This is a genomic window from Billgrantia endophytica, from assembly GCF_002879615.1.
GTDB classification, from domain to species: domain Bacteria; phylum Pseudomonadota; class Gammaproteobacteria; order Pseudomonadales; family Halomonadaceae; genus Halomonas; species Halomonas endophytica.
On the sequence record NZ_PNRF01000044.1, the window covers coordinates 24,682 to 43,124 of the forward strand.

At 60.7% G+C, this 18,443-nt stretch carries 14 protein-coding genes; 4 read left to right on the forward strand and 10 right to left on the reverse strand.

Annotation, left to right across the window (positions count from 1 at the left end):
- Nucleotides 1-130 precede the first annotated feature (130 nt).
- From C1H69_RS20885 to C1H69_RS20895, 3 genes are read right to left on the reverse strand one after another with little or no spacing between them, the layout of a single operon-like run.
- Nucleotides 131-1,054, reverse strand: coding sequence for a CobW family GTP-binding protein (locus C1H69_RS20885; protein WP_102655317.1), 924 nt, complete (start codon nt 1,052-1,054; stop codon nt 131-133).
- Nucleotides 1,041-2,669, reverse strand: coding sequence for an amidohydrolase (locus tag C1H69_RS20890; RefSeq protein WP_102655318.1), 1,629 nt, complete (start codon nt 2,667-2,669; stop codon nt 1,041-1,043). The genes C1H69_RS20885 and C1H69_RS20890 overlap by 14 nt, the downstream gene beginning before the upstream one ends.
- Nucleotides 2,666-4,069, reverse strand: a complete 1,404-nt coding sequence (locus tag C1H69_RS20895) for a sodium/glutamate symporter (protein WP_165789553.1) — start codon at nt 4,067-4,069, stop codon at nt 2,666-2,668. The genes C1H69_RS20890 and C1H69_RS20895 overlap by 4 nt, the downstream gene beginning before the upstream one ends.
- A 166-nt stretch (nt 4,070-4,235) precedes the next feature.
- On the opposite strand from C1H69_RS20895, the gene C1H69_RS20900 reads away from it, so the two are divergent.
- Nucleotides 4,236-5,123 (forward strand): LysR family transcriptional regulator, encoded by an 888-nt coding sequence (locus C1H69_RS20900; protein WP_102655319.1) that lies wholly within the window; start codon nt 4,236-4,238, stop codon nt 5,121-5,123.
- Nucleotides 5,124-5,143: 20 nt separating this feature from the next.
- Here the strand turns inward: C1H69_RS20900 and C1H69_RS20905 are convergent, their stop codons facing one another.
- From C1H69_RS20905 to thiO, 3 genes are all read right to left on the reverse strand, one after another.
- The gene (locus C1H69_RS20905; protein WP_102655320.1) at nt 5,144-6,583 is read right to left on the reverse strand and encodes an NAD(P)/FAD-dependent oxidoreductase; all 1,440 of its coding nucleotides are present in this window, start codon (nt 6,581-6,583) and stop codon (nt 5,144-5,146) included.
- 39 nt (nt 6,584-6,622) lie between these two features.
- A complete protein-coding gene (locus C1H69_RS20910; protein ID WP_102655321.1) occupies nt 6,623-7,015 on the reverse strand; it encodes a nuclear transport factor 2 family protein in 393 nt (130 codons plus the stop codon).
- A 174-nt stretch (nt 7,016-7,189) separates the two neighbouring features.
- Nucleotides 7,190-8,323 (reverse strand): glycine oxidase ThiO, encoded by a 1,134-nt coding sequence (gene thiO, locus C1H69_RS20915; RefSeq protein WP_102655322.1) that lies wholly within the window; start codon nt 8,321-8,323, stop codon nt 7,190-7,192.
- Between the two features lie 351 nt (nt 8,324-8,674).
- Here thiO and C1H69_RS20920 point away from each other — a divergent pair, with 351 nt between their 5' ends.
- Both C1H69_RS20920 and C1H69_RS20925 read left to right on the forward strand, forming a co-directional pair.
- A complete protein-coding gene (locus C1H69_RS20920) occupies nt 8,675-9,658 on the forward strand; it encodes an AAA family ATPase (protein ID WP_102655323.1) in 984 nt (327 codons plus the stop codon).
- Complete coding sequence (locus tag C1H69_RS20925; RefSeq protein WP_102655324.1) at nt 9,655-11,376, forward strand: cobaltochelatase CobT-related protein; 1,722 nt, start codon at nt 9,655-9,657, stop codon at nt 11,374-11,376. Before C1H69_RS20920 ends, C1H69_RS20925 begins: the two co-directional genes overlap by 4 nt.
- Nucleotides 11,377-11,435: 59 nt before the next feature.
- Here the strand turns inward: C1H69_RS20925 and C1H69_RS20930 are convergent, their stop codons facing one another.
- From C1H69_RS20930 to xsc, 3 genes are all read right to left on the reverse strand, one after another.
- Nucleotides 11,436-12,188 carry a TSUP family transporter gene (locus tag C1H69_RS20930; protein WP_102655406.1) on the reverse strand — a complete coding sequence of 251 codons (753 nt, stop codon included), beginning with the start codon at nt 12,186-12,188 and terminating at the stop codon, nt 11,436-11,438.
- 4 nt (nt 12,189-12,192) lie between these two features.
- The gene (pta, locus tag C1H69_RS20935) at nt 12,193-13,218 is read right to left on the reverse strand and encodes a phosphate acetyltransferase (protein ID WP_102655325.1); all 1,026 of its coding nucleotides are present in this window, start codon (nt 13,216-13,218) and stop codon (nt 12,193-12,195) included.
- A gap of 103 nt (nt 13,219-13,321) precedes the next feature.
- Nucleotides 13,322-15,142 carry a sulfoacetaldehyde acetyltransferase gene (xsc, locus tag C1H69_RS20940; RefSeq protein WP_240610035.1) on the reverse strand — a complete coding sequence of 607 codons (1,821 nt, stop codon included), beginning with the start codon at nt 15,140-15,142 and terminating at the stop codon, nt 13,322-13,324.
- A 183-nt stretch (nt 15,143-15,325) separates the two neighbouring features.
- Between xsc and C1H69_RS20945 the strand changes: the two genes are divergently transcribed.
- A complete protein-coding gene (locus C1H69_RS20945; protein ID WP_102655326.1) occupies nt 15,326-16,147 on the forward strand; it encodes an IclR family transcriptional regulator in 822 nt (273 codons plus the stop codon).
- Between the two features lie 425 nt (nt 16,148-16,572).
- Here C1H69_RS20945 and C1H69_RS20955 read toward each other — a convergent pair whose 3' ends face one another.
- Entirely contained in the window at nt 16,573-18,408 is a 1,836-nt protein-coding gene (locus C1H69_RS20955; RefSeq protein ID WP_102655328.1) for an SLC13 family permease, read from the reverse strand.
- Nucleotides 18,409-18,443 lie beyond the last annotated feature (35 nt).

Genomic DNA, 18,443 nt, shown 5'->3' on the forward strand with positions numbered 1-18,443 from the left:
AGCTCCGCTGCTCGGAGAGCGAGCGACATGGACGTCGCGAGTCCAAAGACGGAGTTTACGTGGTGTAAATGAGTACTTTGAGCTGATTTTTAACGCCGTATAGTCGAGCGCAGACAGTTTTCGTACAAGCCTAGTGAGGGCGCTCGGACCTGGCCAAGTCCTGTAGCTCCGTGACAAGGCGGTCAAAACGCTCTCCTGACCGACCGATACAGACCAAGCGACAACTTCCGCTCTTTCCTGAGGCAGGCTGCCAGTTCACCCTCTCCCCACTGAGTTGAAATAGGTAGCGGGATGAGCAGTCCTGGCGATGCAGGAAGCCCTTTGCCCGGAGCAGCACGTCCCGGAAGCCGAGCAGCAGATCCTGCAAGCGCTTGGCATCAATGGGAGAGTGCATGGACAGGCTGACGGACTTCCAGCCTCCCGCAGCCACGGGAATGCGGTAGCGCGGCCTGGTGTCGACTGCGGCAGAACGGGACGACATCAGGCCAGCTCCTTGTCGATCCATGTTTTCAATACGGGCCGTCGGGTTGATATCCCTTAGCCGCTGGATCAACCGTTCCTCTTCTCCACACGGCAGGCGATTGACCAGTATCCGAGTCGCCGCATGTAACTGGGCACACCAGGTTTCCTCGATGAAACGATCGGCCTGGTAGCGCATGATCTGGCCGCCATCGACCAGACACACCACCTCTGCCAGCTCAAGCCGAGCAGAAACCTTGGCGATATCGACAATACGTGCCGGATCGGCGATGCCACTGGTCTCGATGAAAATCGCTCGCGGCCGGCTATGCAGTCGCATGGCCTTGGCCAGCCGTTCGGCCAGGGTCCCCCCCAGCGTACAGCAGATACAACCGTTGCTCAGTTGCAGCATCCGATCATTGTGATATTCGATCAACTCGACATCGATATTGATATCACCGAAGTCATTGACGATGATCAGCGACTGCTCCGGTATGCCCCGGTGAATGAGACCGTTCAAGTAAGAGGACTTGCCCGCCCCCAGGAAGCCCCCGATCACCGTCAGCGGAACCTTGCCATGACTATTCGGTGACATGCACCCTGCCCCCCAGGATCGTTGCAAGCACACCGATCTCCTTCAGGTCGCCCGGCTCACAATCCAGCGGACTCTGGTCGAGTACCGTCATGTCCGCATACTTGCCGATCTCCAGGCTTCCTACGAGATGGTCGAGGCGAAGCGTATAGGCCGCACCGAGTGTGATCATTTCCAGTGCATCCTCCACCGAGATGCGCTCTTGCTCACCTAGCACCTTGCCGGAAGCCGTTTCCCGCATCACGGCACACCAGGCCGTGAACAGAGGACCCAGCGGCGTTACCGGCGCATCGCTATGCATGGCGACAGGAATACCCAGCCGCCTGGCCGATGCCAGAGGCTCCAACCGCTGGCATCGTTCATGGCCAAGCGTATGCAACCGGTGGATATCTCCCCAGTAAAAAAGATGATTGGCAAACATGTTCAGGCATACCCCCTGGGCGGCAGCTCTGCGCAGCTGGGCGTGGTCGATGATCTGGCAGTGCTGGAGAGTGTGCCGATGGTCGCTTCGGGGCCACAGCGTGAGAGCGTTCTCCAGTGCATCCAGCATGAGTTCGACCGCTTCATCCCCGTTGGTATGGATATGTAGCTGGATACCGGCCTGATGATAAGCCTCCACCATCTCGCACAGCGTCTCGGGCGGCGCATTCCAGATACCGTTCGGCTGGCCATCATGGTAATGGGGCCATTTCAATCGAGCCGTATACCCTTGTATCGATCCGTCAGTCATCAGCTTCACTGGGCCGAAATGCAGCTTGTCGTTACCCATTTCGCAACAGTTCTGGAGACGCTCGATCCCTTCTTCCAGCGTCCAGGCCATGCCACTCATGGCGGGTACCAGGCGTACCGGATAGTCATCCTCGCTCGTTACCTCCCTCAAGGCCGAGATACCCTCATCCGTCATGGGGTTGTACAGGTCAGTAATGGTCGTGACCCCGGCATTCCGTGCCACCCGCGCGTAACGGCGTAACGCACGGGGGGTACCCACTGCCTCAAACAGATTCATGCCCAAGGCCTCGAACACCGCATGCATCGCTGCCATTTCCTGTAATTCGCCGTTGGGTTTTCCATCGCCTCCTACCTTGACCCCTTCGACATCGGCATGCCGATCCAGACCTGCCAGTTGCAGCATTCGGGAATTGACCGTCATCACATGCAAGCTGGCATGAACGATGACCAAGGGGCGATCGGCGACAGCGACATCCAGCGACCGTCGGTCGAGGCGCTCTCCTTCGAAGTACACCGGGTCGAAGCCCCAGGCCACCAGCGGCTCGCCAGGAGAAAGCATGCCGGCATGGTCACGAAGCTGCTGCTGCATGGCGGTGATGGTCCGGATGCCCGGCCAGTCGTTGCCATCGGGGTCGCGACGAGGAAAATACCCCAGGTAGAGGTGTTCCCACATTGCCCCTTCCAGAGCATGACTATGCCCTTCGACGAACCCCGGGAGAATGATTTGCTCCGAGAAGCGCTCATCGAGGATGACCTCACCCAAACCCGCCATCGCCTCCTCGGGCCCAACAGCCAGGATACGCCCATCCCGTATCGCCACATGAGTCGCTTCGGGTTGAGAAGGGTTCATTGTCAGTATCTTGCGTGCCACATACACCGTCGTCGTCATGATGCACTTCCTTTCGCAGCGACACCGCTACTGAACGGGCGGCGGATCAGCATGAGCGGAATCATGGCGAGGAAGAACAGCGCCGTTCCGCCGAAGATGGCGAGATAGCTCCAGCCTCCCAGCGATGGCACCAGGGGGGCGAAGATGAACAAAATATGGAAAGTAGTGATGATGATGGCCAGATTGAAGAAAGCGAGCTCCTTCGGCACCGTCGTGCTGAAATCGGCGTCCATCATGCGCAGCAGCAGCAGGCCGGTTCCAGTCGAGCCACAGCAACAGCCGAACGAGGTCAAGGCGCGTTCATGCCCCAGTTTTCCACTCAGCCGCCCAATGAAGAGGCAAATGATGAACGTCGCGAGGGTCACGGAAACGACCACCAGTACAATCGGAGCCAGCAAAGCATAAAGCACGGAAAACTGGATGCTCATCAGGGTGCCCACCACCATGAAATCCACGGCAGAGCCGGTTATGCGCTTGAGACTCTCATCGTCGACGCGATGACTCAGGCCCACGCGGTCAATGACCAGGCGCATGAGCACACAAACGCCAAGACCGTGGAGGAAGAAGAGGTTATGGCTGAACAGCACACTCAGATTGATGCCACCCGGCTCCGCACCCACCACGACCCCTTGCATGAACACCAGCCAGACATGCGTGATGACATAGGCGATGGCCAGCAGGCCAAGATGATAGGCCAGCGAATCCAGGCTTGCCGGGTGGGAAATCATCCGGCCTGTTTCCGGTGGGTTCTGGGCTGGATAGAAACCCGAGCGAAAATTCTCGTCCAGCCTTGATGCCTTGTTGGCATTGTGGCCGCGACTGATGAAACGCTTGGCCATCGGGACGCCTATGGCGAAAGCAACCAGGAAGCCTACCGAGGCAAAAATCAGGCCTACCTGTGCAGCATGCTCGATACCATACTCACTTTCCCAGAGCCCCCCATAGGTCAGTGCCTGCCCCGGCCCTTGAGTGAAGCCGTGTGTGACGATAGCACCTAGCCATTCGCTGACACCTGACCCGGTAATGGCATCGTAGCCCCGTATGACCAGGTAGCCGATCACGCCCTGCAGTCCCAGGCTGATGGTCCAGATGATCGTCAGCCACATCCCTCCGCGCATGATACTTCCCCCCGAGAGAGAAGCTTCCCGGCTAGTGCCAGTCAAGCATAGGGACATGAAGCTGAGAGTAAAGAAGTGAAAGGTCAGAGAAGCGAAGTCACTAGATTGATAGCCAGGAATCCAACCCAGCGAGAGAAGGATAAAACCGATGAGGCCCCCGATGATGCTGGAAGGAATCAGCATGTTTCGGAGTAGTGAAAATCGGTTTCTCAGAACGCTACCTACCACCAGCAATCCTGCCAACAAGGCAAAGGCGATGACGCCATGAAATGTATCTTCCATATCAACCTCTTGCATTGTGCTTATTATGGGAGAAGAGCCAGAAAGGCCCCTGCTCCGGGGAGTCTTAACAAGACATCGCAGCGTCTTGTCGCTTCAGACTAGAAAACCCGACGTGACTTGTATAATATCAATTAAGCAATATTTGATACCTCAAAGGCATCGTGAAATGCGCATAGAAATCCGACACCTCCGCGCCTTCATTGCCGTTGCCGAGCTGCTTCATTTTCGCCAGGCGGCAGAACGGCTGAATCTCGCGCAGCCCGCATTGAGTCGTACCATTCAACAGCTTGAGGAGGCGTTAGGCGTGCAGCTTCTGGCTCGAACCAACCGCCAGGTGGCCATCACCGAGCCGGGGCATACCTTCCTTGATGCGTCCAGGAAGCTCCTGGTTCAACTGGATTTGGCCATCCTCAACACGAGACGTGCCGGGCAGGGTGAGGTAGGGCGACTCAGCATCGGCTACACCGACTTCGCAATCACGGGTAGGCTTCCCCTCATTCTCGAAGAGTTCAAATCTATCTACCCGGAAATAAAGATTGATTTATTGTTCGGGTCAACCGAAGAGCAGTTATCACTGCTGAATGATAGCCGCATCGATTTCGCCTTCGTTACCGGCCCCAACCGTGCCTCGAATCTGACGACCATTCCCATTCAGAGAGACCGATTCATTGCTGCAGTCAGCAACCGACACCGCTTGGCGTCCCGGACATCGATCAGGCTGGAAGACTTGGTAGAAGAGCCTTTTATCGTTGGCTCGATCGAACGCTGGAAGCATTTCCGCCGTCATCTCGACTCCCTATGCATGTCAGCGGGGTTCATGCCCAGAATTTCCCAGGAGACCTTCAATAGCGAAGGCATCTTCGGCTTCGTGGCAGCGGATTTTGGCGTCACTATCCATCTCGAATGTGCCAACAATTACATTAGAAAAGGAGTGACGACTCTACCGATAGAGAACGCGAACCGCTACCTGGAAACAGAGGTCGCCTGGCTATCGACCGCCAGGTCCCCGGCTCAGAAAGTATTCGTAGACTTCATACAAGGTCATAGCCTATAGCTGCATGACAGCGCGTCAAATCATAGCACCTCGTCTTTCAGGTAGTACCAGCGGTAGAGAAAGCGCTGGCCGAAGCGCCGGAAAGGAGCGAAAGTACGTGACTCCACCACGTCACGGATATTGGGGTACGGCAGCTTGGAGGTGAAAATCGGCAGGTCGAGCTGATGACCGTCACCGGCGATCCACTGCGCCAGCCGGCGCCCCGCCTGGGCCGAGTACATCACGCCATTTCCACCATAGCCCAACGCATAGAATATCGACTCCCGTGGGTCCGGCTGGTGAATCCGCGGCATCATGTCATGGCTGACATCGACCCAGCCCCACCAGGAGTAGTCCAGCGGTATGCCCGCGAGCGCCGGAAACTTGCGAACCATGTTGCCGACCAGCACGTTTTCGTACTTCTGCCGTGGTGCATCTCGCCCGGTAATGGCACTGCGGCTTCCGATCTGCAGTCGATTGTCCGGCAGCAGTCGATAGTAGTGGCGCAGCACACGGGTATCGGTGATGACCTGGTGCGTCCTGAGGCTACAGGCATCGATCTCGTCCATCGTCAACGGCCTTGTCACCACGGAGTTGGAGAGGATAGGCAGAAGTCGATTCTTCACCTGCCGGTGCAGACTCTGTGAGGTATAGCCTCCTGTGGCAATGCCCACCGCCCGAGCCTTGACCACGCCTCCCGGGGTTTGCAGGTAATGCGCCCCGTTGCGAGTCTCCCAGCCCTGCACCGGACTCGACGGGTGCACCCTGGCTCCCAGGGCTCTGGCTTTCTCGAGATAGCCGAATGCCAGTTTGCCGGCATGGATGCCGATCCCCTCGGGCTCATGCATGGCTCCGGCGGCTTCCTGATCCCCGACCCAGTCACGCTTCACCGTATCGGCATCGAGGATGCGCGCCTCGTAGTCGAACACATCCCGCAATAGCCTGGCTTCCTTCTCCAGGTCCGGCATGACCTTGTCACGGTGGGCGATATAAAGGTGCCCGCCATGCTGAGGTTCACAGTCAATCTCCTTGATCAGTGACTTGAAGGTCGCCATGCCCTCAATGCATTCGGCATGCAGCTTGAGTGCGGTATCCAGACCATAGCGCTCGATCCATTGGGAACGCTTCAGTCGTCCCGAGGCACACTGGGCCTGGCCACCGTTACGAGTACTGCACCCCCAACTGGTGCGGTTGGCTTCGAGCACCGTGGCCCGGATGCCGTACTCCCTGGCCAGGAAGATGGCCGCCGTCAGGCCGGTGAAACCGGCTCCGATGATGACCACGTCAACCTCCATGTCCTGGGTGACAGGGCCATCGTCGGCGGGTGGCTCGCCCGCCGTGTCGATCCAGTAGGTTGGCGCATAGTCGCGGCCTTGTCCCGGCGTGGCGCTCTTCAGCGGGTCGTAAGCTGGATCATAAGGTTGGGATGGGGCGGTAGAGCGGCATTGCCCGTCTCCCGCCCTGCTGGCGATTGTCTCCATGATCGGCTCCTTCTTGTCTGGATCTCGACGCACACCGATTTAGTGATGGCTGCCTGAAAGGGGTGGCCGGTTCTTGCGGAAGGCGTTTTTCACGGCGATCTTGCCGTCGCGAAAGGTGAAGGCGTCGATCATGCGTGCCTCGGAGCGGACCCCTTCGGTGGTCGTGCCCTTGTAGGTGGTTTCCGAAAAGCCGCGGTCCCCGATGACGAAGTGTTCACCATCGACCCAGCGGGCATCGGGGGCCGTCTTCCAGGCATTCTCGAGTCCTTGGCGCACGTCAGCCTGGCCGACAAAGCTCTTGCCGACCAGTTCCGGACCCGCAATCGCATGGAACACGCAATCGTCGGTCATCATCTCCATCACGGCATCGATATCATGACGATTCAGGGCGTCGCTGAAGGCCTTGAGAAACTCCACATCCGGCTGGCGCATTGGTTGCTCCCGTAAACTCGTTGGTCATTGTAAGTGCGCTTGTTTCACGCAAAAGGCCCGATGGCATCCTTGGTGCCAGGCCTGTCAACGAGAGTACTGGTGTGCCTGGCTCGCGCTTAGCACCAGTTGCCACCCACCTATTGGGCCAGGAAGCCACCCGGTGGGATCGGTGGTTCAAATCAATTCGGACTGAGGATGCTCCTCAAGGCGGTGGCGCGGTGCATAGGGAGCGGGGTCCATCGACGGCTGCCGCCCCAGCAGCCCATCGACCATCAGGCGCGTCGAGGCGGGGGCCAGAACGAGCCCGTTTCGATAGTGCCCCGCATTGACGAACAGCCCCTGGATATCCGGCACCTCGCCAATGAAGGGAATACCATCCGGTGCCGCCGGCCGGAGCCCTGCCCAGTGATGCTCGATCTCGCAGTCGGCCAGCGCCGGCAACATGGCAATGGCGCTCTGTCGCAGGGACTCGCGCGCCACTTCGGTGGGGGTCTTGTCGAAATCCATTTCTTCCAGGGTCGAGCCGATGAGTACCCTCCCATCCGCACGCGGAATCAAATAGCGGCCGTCGGCCAGCACGACCCGCTCCAGCAACATTCGTCCCCCGGGCATCGGCGGCGTGCGAAACAGCATCATCTGGCCCTTTACCGGCTTCACGGGCAGGGTGATTCCAAGCCGACCCAGCAGCACCCCGCTCCAGGCACCGCCGCACAGCACGACCTGGTCGGCGGGGAGGCACCCCCGCGTGGTCTCGATGCCGGTCACTCGTCCCCGATCCATGCGGAGCGACTCGACGCTCACCTCTTCCTCCAGGCGCACCCTCTCCAGCGACATCAACCGCGCCCTCAGCGCCTGGCAGAGCCTTGGATTGCGAATGCTACCCAGCGTCGGCATCCAAAGGCCGCTCGTGAGTTCCCCGGCCAACCACGGTTCCTTGTCATGGATGAAGTCGGCATTGACGACCTCCAGGGGCTTGCCCAGGCCCCTGCCCCAATCGAATGCCCTGTCGCCGTCATCGACCCGCAGATAGAGCAGTCCCTTCTGGCGGTACTCGGAATCGATTCCTGTCGCTTCGAGCAATTCCGCCGCCAGGGCCGCATATTCTTCCTCGGCATTCCGGGCGAGTTCCGATACCGGCTCGCTGTAGCGCCATGGATAGAGCGGCGAGATGATGCCGCCTCCCGCCCAAGACGCTTCCTGCCCGCATCGCCCACGCTCGACCAGGACGACACTGCAGCCTGCCTCGGCCAGTTGGCAGGCAGTCATCATGCCGATGACCCCACCGCCGATAACGAGAAAATCTTTCACCCAGGCTCTCCCATGTACGCCCATCGTCAATCACCCCGATATCGCAGGGGCAAGCCCCGCCGGGACGAGACTCACTCAGACGTGGTCTGGTGCCTCTCCGACACATACCGTGCCCGACACGTAGCAGAATTTTTTATGATACAAAATATTCCGAATAACGAAACTTATTCAAAAACTAGCCCTGCGGCAACCATACGTCAAATGGAAAGTTTCGTAAAATGGTACCATTTGATTGATTTTCAGAAATTACTGTATGCTGCCTATCACCCTGACCCCGTTCGAGGCGGGTACGCTCTTCGAATGGCCAGACACATCGATAACGCCCCTCTCAGACGGGCCGAGGAGGCAGTGATGACAGACCTCATGAATACCAGACCCGACATCATGCTGTCGGCCCGGGAGCTCTTCGGTATCGACAGTGACCTTGAGGTACCGGCTTTCAGTGAACGGAGCGACCACGTGCCCGAGATCGACGACGTCTATCGCTTCAACCCGGACGTGACCCTGGCGATCCTGGCCGGTTTCACCCGAAATCGCCGCGTGATGGTCCAGGGGCTCCATGGCACCGGCAAATCGACCCATATCGAGCAGGTCGCGGCACGCTTGAACTGGCCCTGCCTGCGGGTCAACCTCGACGGCCATATCAGCCGCCTGGACCTGGTGGGAAAAGACAGCATCGTGGTGCGTGACGGCCTGCAGATCACCGAGTTTCAGGAAGGCATCGTGCCCTGGTCGCTGCAGCGGCCGGTGGCGTTGATCTTCGACGAATACGATGCGGGACGTCCCGACGTGATGTTCGTCATTCAGCGCATCCTGGAACGCGATGGCAGCTTTACCCTGCTCGACCAGAATCGGGTCATTCACCCTCATCCCTGTTTTCGCCTCTTCGCCACCGCCAACACCCTGGGCCAGGGCGACCTCAGCGGCCTCTATCATGGAACCCAGTTGCTCAACCAGGCCCAGATCGACCGCTGGAACATCGTCGCGCAGCTCGACTATCTCTCTCACGACGAGGAAGTGAAGATCGTACTGGCAAGGGTTCCCGCCAAGGCCGACGAACGGGGACGCAAGCTGATCGACGCCATGGTGGAAGTCGCTACCCTGACCCGGCGGGGATTCGCAGCCGGCGACCTGTCGATGCTGATGTCGCCACGCACCGTCATCACCTGGGCCGAGAACTGCGAGATCTTCCGCGACCCGGCGTTGGCGTTCCGTCTCTCGTTTCTCAACAAATGCGACGAAGCAGAGCGCCCCATCGTCGCCGAGTTCTACCAACGCTGTTTCGATCAGGAACTGGATGAGTCCTGGCACCATGCGACGGACGGCAAACCGTGAGCACGCCCCAGCGACTCAACCGGCAGCGGCAGCAGGTTGCGGAACTCGAGGCCGCGGCGTTGCGTGCGCTCACCGGAGACCGGGAGTTGCACTATCGTGGGCAACGGCCCCAGCGCGGTATGCAGCCTCTGGCGCTCAACGCTCCCCACCTGAAGCTGGCGACTGGCAACATCGAATTGGCGGCCCTGCGTGGCGTCACCGATGCCTTGGCGATGCGGCTACAGTACTCGAAGCCCGCCCTGCATCGACACTGGTGCCCCGAGCCTCCGGTGGAACGGCTGATATTCGAGCTGCTCGAACAGCTGCGCACCGAGAGCCTGGTCAGCGGGACCATGCCGGGCATGGCAACCAATATGCGGTTGCGCTTCGAGGCGTGGTGCCGTGAGTTTCATCGTTCGGGGCTGACCGAGAGCGCCCTGGGCATTCTTCTCTACAGCGTGGCTCAGATCTGCTGGTCCCGCCTGATGGCCAGGTCGGTGCTGGAGGAGACGGAAGATGTCATCGAAGCGACCCGTGCCGCCATTGCCCCGGCAATCGGTACCGCCCTGGCCGGGCTGCGCCGGTATCGTCACGATCAGGCTGCCTACGCACCCTATGCGCTGGAAATAGCGCAGTGGGTGGGAGCCAGCGTCGAGAACGCCATGGCCGAGCGGGCCGAGGACGACGAAGCAGCGGATCGCGTACAGCAGCGCTTTGCGCTACTGCTGGATTTCGAAGACGAAACGCAGGACAGCTTCACCACAGCCACGACCGGCGACAGCAAGCATTTCGCACAGGCCCAGCAGCGCTATCACATCTACACCACGGCACATGACAGCGTCGTGCCTGTCGACAGCCAGGTACGTGATGCATTGCTGGCCGAGTATCGCGACCACCTCGATGCCCGCATCGCGACCCAGGGCGTCAACCTTCGACGATTGGCACGCCTCTTCTCGGCTCGACTCAGCACACCGCGCCGCGATGGCTGGCACTTCGGCGAGGAGGCCGGTGTGATCGATGGACGCCGGCTGGCGCAGCTGGTCAGCTCCCCGACCGAGCGTCGCCTCTTTCAGCGGGAGCGCTACAGGCCTCGGGCCAACTGCCTGGTGAGCTTTCTGGTCGACTGCTCCGGGTCGATGAAAATGCATGGTGAGCCTGTTGCCATGTTGCTCGACCAATTGAGCCGAGCGCTTGAAATGGCCGGCGTCACCACGGAGGTGCTCGGCTTCACCACAGGCGCCTGGAACGGCGGGCGACCGTATCAAACCTGGCTGAGCCGGGGCAGGCCCGCGTCTCCCGGACGCCTCAACGAGGTTCGCTATCTCGTCTTCAAGGACGCCGATACCCCCTGGCGCCGCGCCCGCCGGAATATCGGCGCTCTTCTCAAGCACGACATCTACCGCGAAGGCATCGACGGCGAAGCCGTGGAGTGGGCCTGCGCCCGCATGACCGGCCGGGACGAAACACGGCGGCAACTGATCGTCATCTCCGACGGCTGCCCAATGGACAGCGCCACCGGCCTGGCCAACGACAAGTTCTATCTGGACAACCATCTCAAGGAGGTCGTGGCACGTCAGGAAAGGCTCGGTGAGGTCGGTATAGCGGGTATCGGTGTAGGGCTGGATCTCAGCCCTTTCTATCGCCACAACCTGCCCGTCGATCTCTCCCAGGGGCTGGATAACGAGCTATTGATGAACATTGCCGGGTTGATCATCAACGGCTGCACATATCGGCGCTGATCATCCACCGCAGGTACTGTCATCCCACGAAGGCATGAGCTCGGACATTCTGACTGGGGTCAGATACCGAACTCTGACAGGATCAGCCTGAGACCGATCAGCATCAGGAAGACAAAGACACCCCGGCGCAGCAACAGGGGAGATAACGGTGGCGGAAAACGCCGACCCGCAAAGGTAGCCAGCGTAATGACAGGGATCGACCAGGCGGCCAGCAACAGGATCTCGGCATTCAGCTGCCCCTGGAGGCCAATGAACAGGGTACGCACCGCCGAGGTGACGGCAAAAAGCAGAATCAGCATATTACGGATTCTGATCAGCCCCATGGGCTGCCGGTAACAATGATAGATCAGGGGAGGGCCGGCAATACCGAACAGGCCACCCAAGAGGCCGGAGAGACCGCCATACAAGGCGAAGCTGCGACGCGAGGATAGTGCCGTCTGGCAATTCTGATGCAGCAACAGGCTTGCTCCACCGTAGATGATGACTATCCCCAGCAAGATGCCAAGCAGTGAAGAGGCCCTATCGCTGAGATAATCCAGCAGCAATACGCCAACCAGAATCGCAGGCACGATACCTAGCCCGGCCGCCTTTGCCGAAGGCCAGTCGATATGATGGAGCGCGCCAGGCAGCGCCACCAGACAGTTGATCAACATCATCAGACTGACCACCGCAGCGACCGAGGCCACCGAAGCGATGCCGAGACCGCTGGTCGCTCCCATCACGATGAGACCAAGTCCAAACCCGGTCACGGTATGGAAATAGCCAGCCAGGGCGGCAACGACAAGAAAGTGCAGCAACAGTGGGTCATTCACGACATCAGCCAATTGCTCTGGCGCCTCGGGCCTCCGCGGCCTGTGCCTGTATCGTGGTCACGGCAATGACATGGTAGATATCGTTGACGCTACAACCCCGGGACAGATCATTGGCCGGCCTGGCCAGCCCCTGCAGCAATGGTCCGATCGCTTCGGCCCCACCGATACGCTCGGCCAGCTTGTAGCCGATGTTACCGGCTTCCAGGTTGGGAAAGATCAAGACGTTGGCATTGCCCTTGACTCGGGAGTCCGGCAGTTTGCGTTCGGCAATCTCGGCAACGATGGCGGCATCGAGCTGGACATCCTCGTCGATGGCCAGGGCCGGACGCCGCTCCTTGACCCGACGCGCGGCATTGACCACCTTTTCCACATGGCCATGACTGGCGCTGCCGCTCGTCGAGAAGGAGAGCATGGCGACCCTGGGTTCCTCGCCCAACAGCGACTCGGCGCTTTCGGCTGCCGCCAGGGCGATATCCGCCAACTGGTTGGAATCGGGATCGATGACCAGGCCGCAATCGGAAAAGATCATTCCCCCCTTCAGGTTGTGAAACGGTTTGCAGAGCATCATCAGGAAGAAGCTGGATACCAGCTTGTGCGCCGGATCGACCCCCAGTATCTGGATGGCCGTTCGTACAACCTCGGCGGTAGGATGCACGGCGCCGGCCACGCAGCCATCGGCATGCCCCTGACGTACCAGCAGGTTGGCGAAGCACAGCGGCTCGTGCACCGCTGTTCTGGCTTGCGCGAGCGTCATGCCACGCTTCCTGCGAAGGTCGTGCAATACTGCCGCCAGATTGGTGGTCAAGCGGGAATCGGCGGGGTCGACCACGTCAAGGGCGGCCAGATCGAGACCCCGGGCCGCCGCCACCGCCAGGATGTTCCGCCGGTTGCCCACCAATACGATCTTGGCAACGCCGTCCTCGGCGGCATTGATGGCCGCCCGAAGGATGCGCTCATCCTCGCCTTCGCAGAGCACGATACGCCTGGGGGACTGGCGGGCTCGCTCGATGATTCGCTTCAGTGCCTTCATTGTCGTCTCCTTCCATGTCCGATACGCGTCGGCATCGGCCATGACAGTGAAAAAACCCCCGGCCATGCCGGGGGAAGACCACTTCCACTGAAACCACATTCACTCAGACGTAGTCCTGGTACTTCTCCAGCAGGCGTACCGGCTTCTTCAACGCATCCCGGCGGAACGGGTCGCCCAGCTCCCGGGTACACAGTATCTCCACGATGCAGGTCTTGCCTTCGTTCATCTGCAGGTCCACTGCCCTCTTCAGCGCCGGCCCCACGTCTTCCAGCCGGTCCACGGTGATCCCTTCGGCCCCCATCGCCCGACCGATCTCGGCGAAGCTCTGGTTGTCCAGCTCCCCCGCGACGAAGCGGCGGTTGTAGAAGTCCACCTGGTTCTTCTTCTCGGCTCCCCACTGGCGGTTGTGGAACACTACCGCGGTTACCGGAATGTTGTGACGCACGCAGGTCATGGTCTCCATCAGGCTCATGCCCCAGGCACCGTCACCGGCGTAGGAGATCGCCGGACGGTGCGGCGCGGCAACCTTGGCGCCAATGATGGTGGGAAAGGCGTAGCCGCAGTTGCCGAAGCTCATGGCGGCAAAGAAGCTGCGTGGCTTCTCGAAACGCAGGTAGCTGTTGGCCACCGAGTTGATGTTGCCGATATCGGTGGAGACCATGACGTCCTCGGGCATGGCCTTTTCCAGCTCGCGCAGCACCTGCCGCGGGTGCAGGTATTCGCCACCGGAGAAGGGCGTTTCCCTCTTGGCCTCGTCGATGGCGTCGAGGCTGAAGGGGTCACGCTCGTGGGTCCACTCGTCGAGTTCGCGTTCCCAGGCGGCCTTCTCGGACTGGATGGTGTCGTGGCGCTCGGCCTTGGTGGTATCACAGGCCAGGTCGCGCCCGGCCAGCCGTTCGCTCAGCGCGATCGCGGAGGCCTTGGCGTCGCCGCAGATGCCCACAGCGATCTTCTTCACCAGGCCGAGCATCTTGTGGTCGGCGTCGATCTGGATGACCTTGGCGTTGGTCGGCCAGTAGTCCAGGCCGTGCTGCGGCAGGGTACCGAACGGCCCCAGCCGGGAACCCAGCGCCACCACCACGTCGGCCTGGGCCAGCAGTTTCATCGCCGCCTTGGAGCCCTGGTAGCCCAGCGGGCCGCACCACAGCGGGTGGCTGGCGGGGAAGGAGTCGTTGTGCAGGTAACTGTTGACCACCGGTGCACCGAGGCGCTCGGCCAGGGCCTGGCACTCTTCCACCGCATCGGCCATCACCACCCCACCGCCGGAGATGATCACCGGGAACCTGGCCGTGGCCAGCAACTCGGCGGCCTCGTCCAGGCTTTTGGCCCCACCGGGGCCGCGGTCCAGCCGCGACGGCTGGGGAATCTCGGCCTCGATCTCGCCGTAGAAATAGTCCCGCGGAATGTTCAGTTGGGTTGGGCCCATCTCGGCCATGGCCCGGTCGAAGCAGCGGCCGGTGTACTCGGCCATGCGCGCCGGATGGGTCACATGGCCCTGGTACTTGGTGAACTCCTGGAACATCGGCAACTGGTTGCACTCCTGGAAGCCGCCCAGGCCCATGCCCATGGTGCCGGCTTCCGGGGTGACGATGACCACCGGGCTGTGCGCCCAGTAGGCCGCGGCGATCGCGGTCACGCAGTTGGAGATGCCCGGGCCGTTCTGGCCGATCACCAGGCCGTGGCGGCCGGAGACGCGGGCGTAGCCGTCGGCCATGTGGCCGGCGCCCTGCTCATGGACCACCGGAATCAGGCGGATACCGGCCGGGGCGAAGATGTCCATGGCGTCCATGAAGGCCGACCCCATGATGCCGAACATGTCGGTGACACCGTTGGCGACCATGGTTTCGACGAAGGCCTCCGAAGGGGTCATCTTCTGCTTGCCCTGGGCCACTGGGCGGTTGTCTACGTTGTCTGAAGTGCTCATAAGGGTCCTCCACGGCGCGGCCGCTTCATCATGATCTTTTTATGGTACGAAGGGTTCCGAATAACGAAACTTGCTCAAAATTTAGCGTCGCGTCAACCACGCGTCAATGGAAAGTTTCGAAAAATGGTACAAATTGATTTCTTTTGAGGAACAATATACCTTGATGGAAAAGGAGGCAGCGCCATGACGAGTAGCAAATCCGACATCACCAAGCTTGAAGGCGACACACCCGCGCAACGTTTACTGGCACTGCTGGAGGTGATAGCCGAGAAGGATCAATTCTTCACCCTGCAGAGCATGGTCGAGGAAACCGGCCTGCCGAAACCCACCCTGCATCGCATGCTGCAGCAGCTCGAGACCTCCGGCATGCTCCAGCGCGAGGCCGACAACCGCCACTACAGCAAGGGAAGCCGACTGCGCCGCCTGGCCGAAAACCTGCTGCTCAACGACACCGTGCACGGTGCACGCCATGCGGTGCTTGGCCAACTGGTCGACGAGGTCGGCGAAAGCTGCAATATCACCGCCCTGTCAGGCGGAGAGGTCCTCTATCTCGATCGTGTCGAGACCTCGGCAGCCCTGCGTTTCTACCTCCACCCCGGGTCCCGGGTCCCGGTGCACTGCTCGGCAAGCGGCAAGCTCTTTCTGGCCCAGATGAGTCCCACGCAGCGCAGGCGACTGCTGGAAACGCTTCCTCTCAAGGCATTCACCAACAACACCTTGACCGATATCGATGCGCTTGAAACCGAAATCGAGACGGTTCGCCAGCATGGTTATGCCTTCGATGACGAGGAGTTTCTATCGGGACTGATCTGTATCGCCGTGCTGGCACCCAACCCCAGGGGCAGGTCCAACCTGGGAATAGCCATCCAGGCCCCCATCATGCGCATGACGCAAGAGCAGGCGCTCCAATGTCTCCCCGCGCTGCAACGCGCCGCCGAGGCCATCGCCGCCATCGATCGAGATGCCATGCCGCACGGCAGCTCCCTGGCCGAATTGGCAACCTAGCCTACGCTCCCAGTGGCGGCAACACGCCGCCCGGCATATAACCAATCGAAGTAACAATCATCGTATTTATTCCTGTTCTGCCGATTCGAGTGACTTATAATGGGCTTGTAAGCGCTAGCCCGTTTCTGATGCGCTTGTGCGGGAGACAGGTCATGATCGAATACAGGAAAACCAGCCGGCGAGAGCTAGAGGAGAGGATCCTTTTCCTCCAACTGACGCTCACGACGCTAAAAGAGCAACTGGATGCCCAGCACAGTCTCGATGACGGCTCGCCAAGAGGCAGGGACGATCGTCCTCCCGCCTGCCGGCCGCCCGCGACTCCGACGTCCGACTGTTTTGAAACCCCTCTGGCCATTGCCGCGGGCTAGGCGCTCACGGTCGCAGGGCTGACCTTTCCTCTGGACCGCTGTGAATGGACGCTCAACTCAATAGAGCAGATTGAGTACCAGCAGCGACACCACGAGGAAGAGTAGGGTCATCACACCCCCGGCCTTCATGTAGTCCGTCACCCTGTAGCCGCCCGGTCCCATGATCAGCGCATTGACCTGGTGCGTGGGAATCAGGAACGAGTTCGAGGTGGCTATCGCCGCGGTCAGGGCAAAGATGCGAGGATCTGCATCCATCCCCATCCCCTGGGCGGCCAAGGCGATGTTCACCGCCAGCGGCACCAGCAGGACCGTCGCGCCGACATTCGACATCACCAGGGTGAAGAAGGTGGCCAGTATCGCGATGACGGCCTGCAGCACCCAGGGCGACACGTCACCGAGGCTGATCAAGGTGGTCTGCGCGATCCAGGCAGCCGTCCCGGTATCCTCCACCGCCCCCCCCAGAGGAATGAGGCTCGCCAGAAGAAACACGGTCTTCCAGCTCACCGCATCGTACGCTTCGTCCATGCTCAGGACCCCGGTCAGGATCATGCCCACCGCCCCGGTCAGCAATGCCACGGAGAGGCGCAGGTCCGTGAACAGGATGAGCCCGAGCGCGACGGAGAAGAACAGCAGCGCCGCGGGAACCTTCTGGGGGCGCAACTCCTCGCGTGGGTAGTCGGTGGTCATCACCACGAAGTCGCGCTCCTTTTCCAGCCGCATCAGGGTGTCCCAGCGGCAGTGCGAGACCAGAACGTCCCCCGCCGCCAGAGGCAGGTCTCGAATCCCCTCTTGCAAGGTCTCCCCCCCGCGATGGATGCACAGCACCGAAAGCCCATAGGACTTGCGCATGGCAATCTCCTGTACGCTCCTGCCAATCAATCCCGACCGCGGCGGAATCACGACTTCGGCAATGCCCGACTTTTCCGGCGCCAGGGCGTCGGCGAAGACATCCAGATCCAGTAGCGTACAGCCAGCGCGTTGCTCGAACGCGTTCAGTTCCTCGCAGTGGCCGAGGATAGCAATGCGTGCGCCGGGCTCTATGGTCAGCCCGCGCCAAGGTCCCACCCGCAGCTCGCTATTCATGAACGTGGCCACGGCAACCACGCCAGCGCCCTGCTCCAGGTCGCCGATTACCCTCCCTGCCAGCGGATGATCCTCGGGGATGCGCACTTCACGTATCAGCAGGTCGAGGCCGTACACTTGCTGGTAATAGCCGATCACGCTATCGCTGCCGCCGTCACCGCTGGCGGCCGGCAGTACCAGCCGTCCGAGCAGCACGAAGTACAGGATGCCAGTGAACAGCAGTGCCAGGCCGACCGGCGTCACATCGAACAACTCGAAAGGCTCCATCCCGGGAGGAAGAAGGTCGTTCAGAAGAATCAATGGGCTGGAGCCCACCATGGTGATGGTGCCCCCCAGGATCGTGCAGAAACCCATCGGCATCAGCAGCCGTGACATCGGCAGCCCTGTACGCCCCGAGATGCGCGAGACGACCGGGATGTAGAGCGCCGCCGCCCCCACATTCTGCATGAAACTGGAGATCACACCGGCGGTGCCGGAAACCAGCGGAATGATGCGCGGCTCGGTCTTCCCGCCCACCCGCATGATCAGGGTGGCGAACCGGCTCATGATGCCGGTCTTGTCCAGGCCGGCACCGATGATCATCACCGCTATGATGGCGATGACGGCATTGCTGGCGAAGCCGTCGAACAGCGCCTGGGGGTCGGACAGCCCCTCCAGGCCGGGCACCAGACCGAGCAGGCCAAGCAATACCATGATCGACACCGCCGCCACGTCGATGCGTACGATCTCCGAGACGAACAGATAGATGGTGAAGCCCAGCAGGGCGAGTACGACGACCATCTGGGGTGTCAGCGCAAGAGTTTGCTCCATGATGGGATGTCCCGGCCGGTGGAAGGGGGCGGGAG

Excerpts from the sequence above, each read along its gene's own strand:
- C1H69_RS20910 (WP_102655321.1), bottom strand. The coding sequence starts at position 7,015 with ATGCGCCAGCCGGATGTGGAGTTTCTCAAGGCCTTCAGCGACGCCCTG.
- C1H69_RS20900 (WP_102655319.1), top strand. The coding sequence starts at position 4,236 with ATGCGCATAGAAATCCGACACCTCCGCGCCTTCATTGCCGTTGCCGAG.
- C1H69_RS20920 (WP_102655323.1), top strand. The coding sequence starts at position 8,675 with ATGACAGACCTCATGAATACCAGACCCGACATCATGCTGTCGGCCCGG.
- C1H69_RS20890 (WP_102655318.1), bottom strand. The coding sequence starts at position 2,669 with ATGACGACGACGGTGTATGTGGCACGCAAGATACTGACAATGAACCCT.
- C1H69_RS20895 (WP_165789553.1), bottom strand. The coding sequence starts at position 4,069 with ATGGAAGATACATTTCATGGCGTCATCGCCTTTGCCTTGTTGGCAGGA.
- xsc (WP_240610035.1), bottom strand. The coding sequence starts at position 15,142 with ATGAGCACTTCAGACAACGTAGACAACCGCCCAGTGGCCCAGGGCAAG.
- C1H69_RS20955 (WP_102655328.1), bottom strand. The coding sequence starts at position 18,408 with ATGGAGCAAACTCTTGCGCTGACACCCCAGATGGTCGTCGTACTCGCC.
- C1H69_RS20945 (WP_102655326.1), top strand. The coding sequence starts at position 15,326 with ATGACGAGTAGCAAATCCGACATCACCAAGCTTGAAGGCGACACACCC.
- C1H69_RS20905 (WP_102655320.1), bottom strand. The coding sequence starts at position 6,583 with ATGGAGACAATCGCCAGCAGGGCGGGAGACGGGCAATGCCGCTCTACC.
- C1H69_RS20885 (WP_102655317.1), bottom strand. The coding sequence starts at position 1,054 with ATGTCACCGAATAGTCATGGCAAGGTTCCGCTGACGGTGATCGGGGGC.
- pta (WP_102655325.1), bottom strand. The coding sequence starts at position 13,218 with ATGAAGGCACTGAAGCGAATCATCGAGCGAGCCCGCCAGTCCCCCAGG.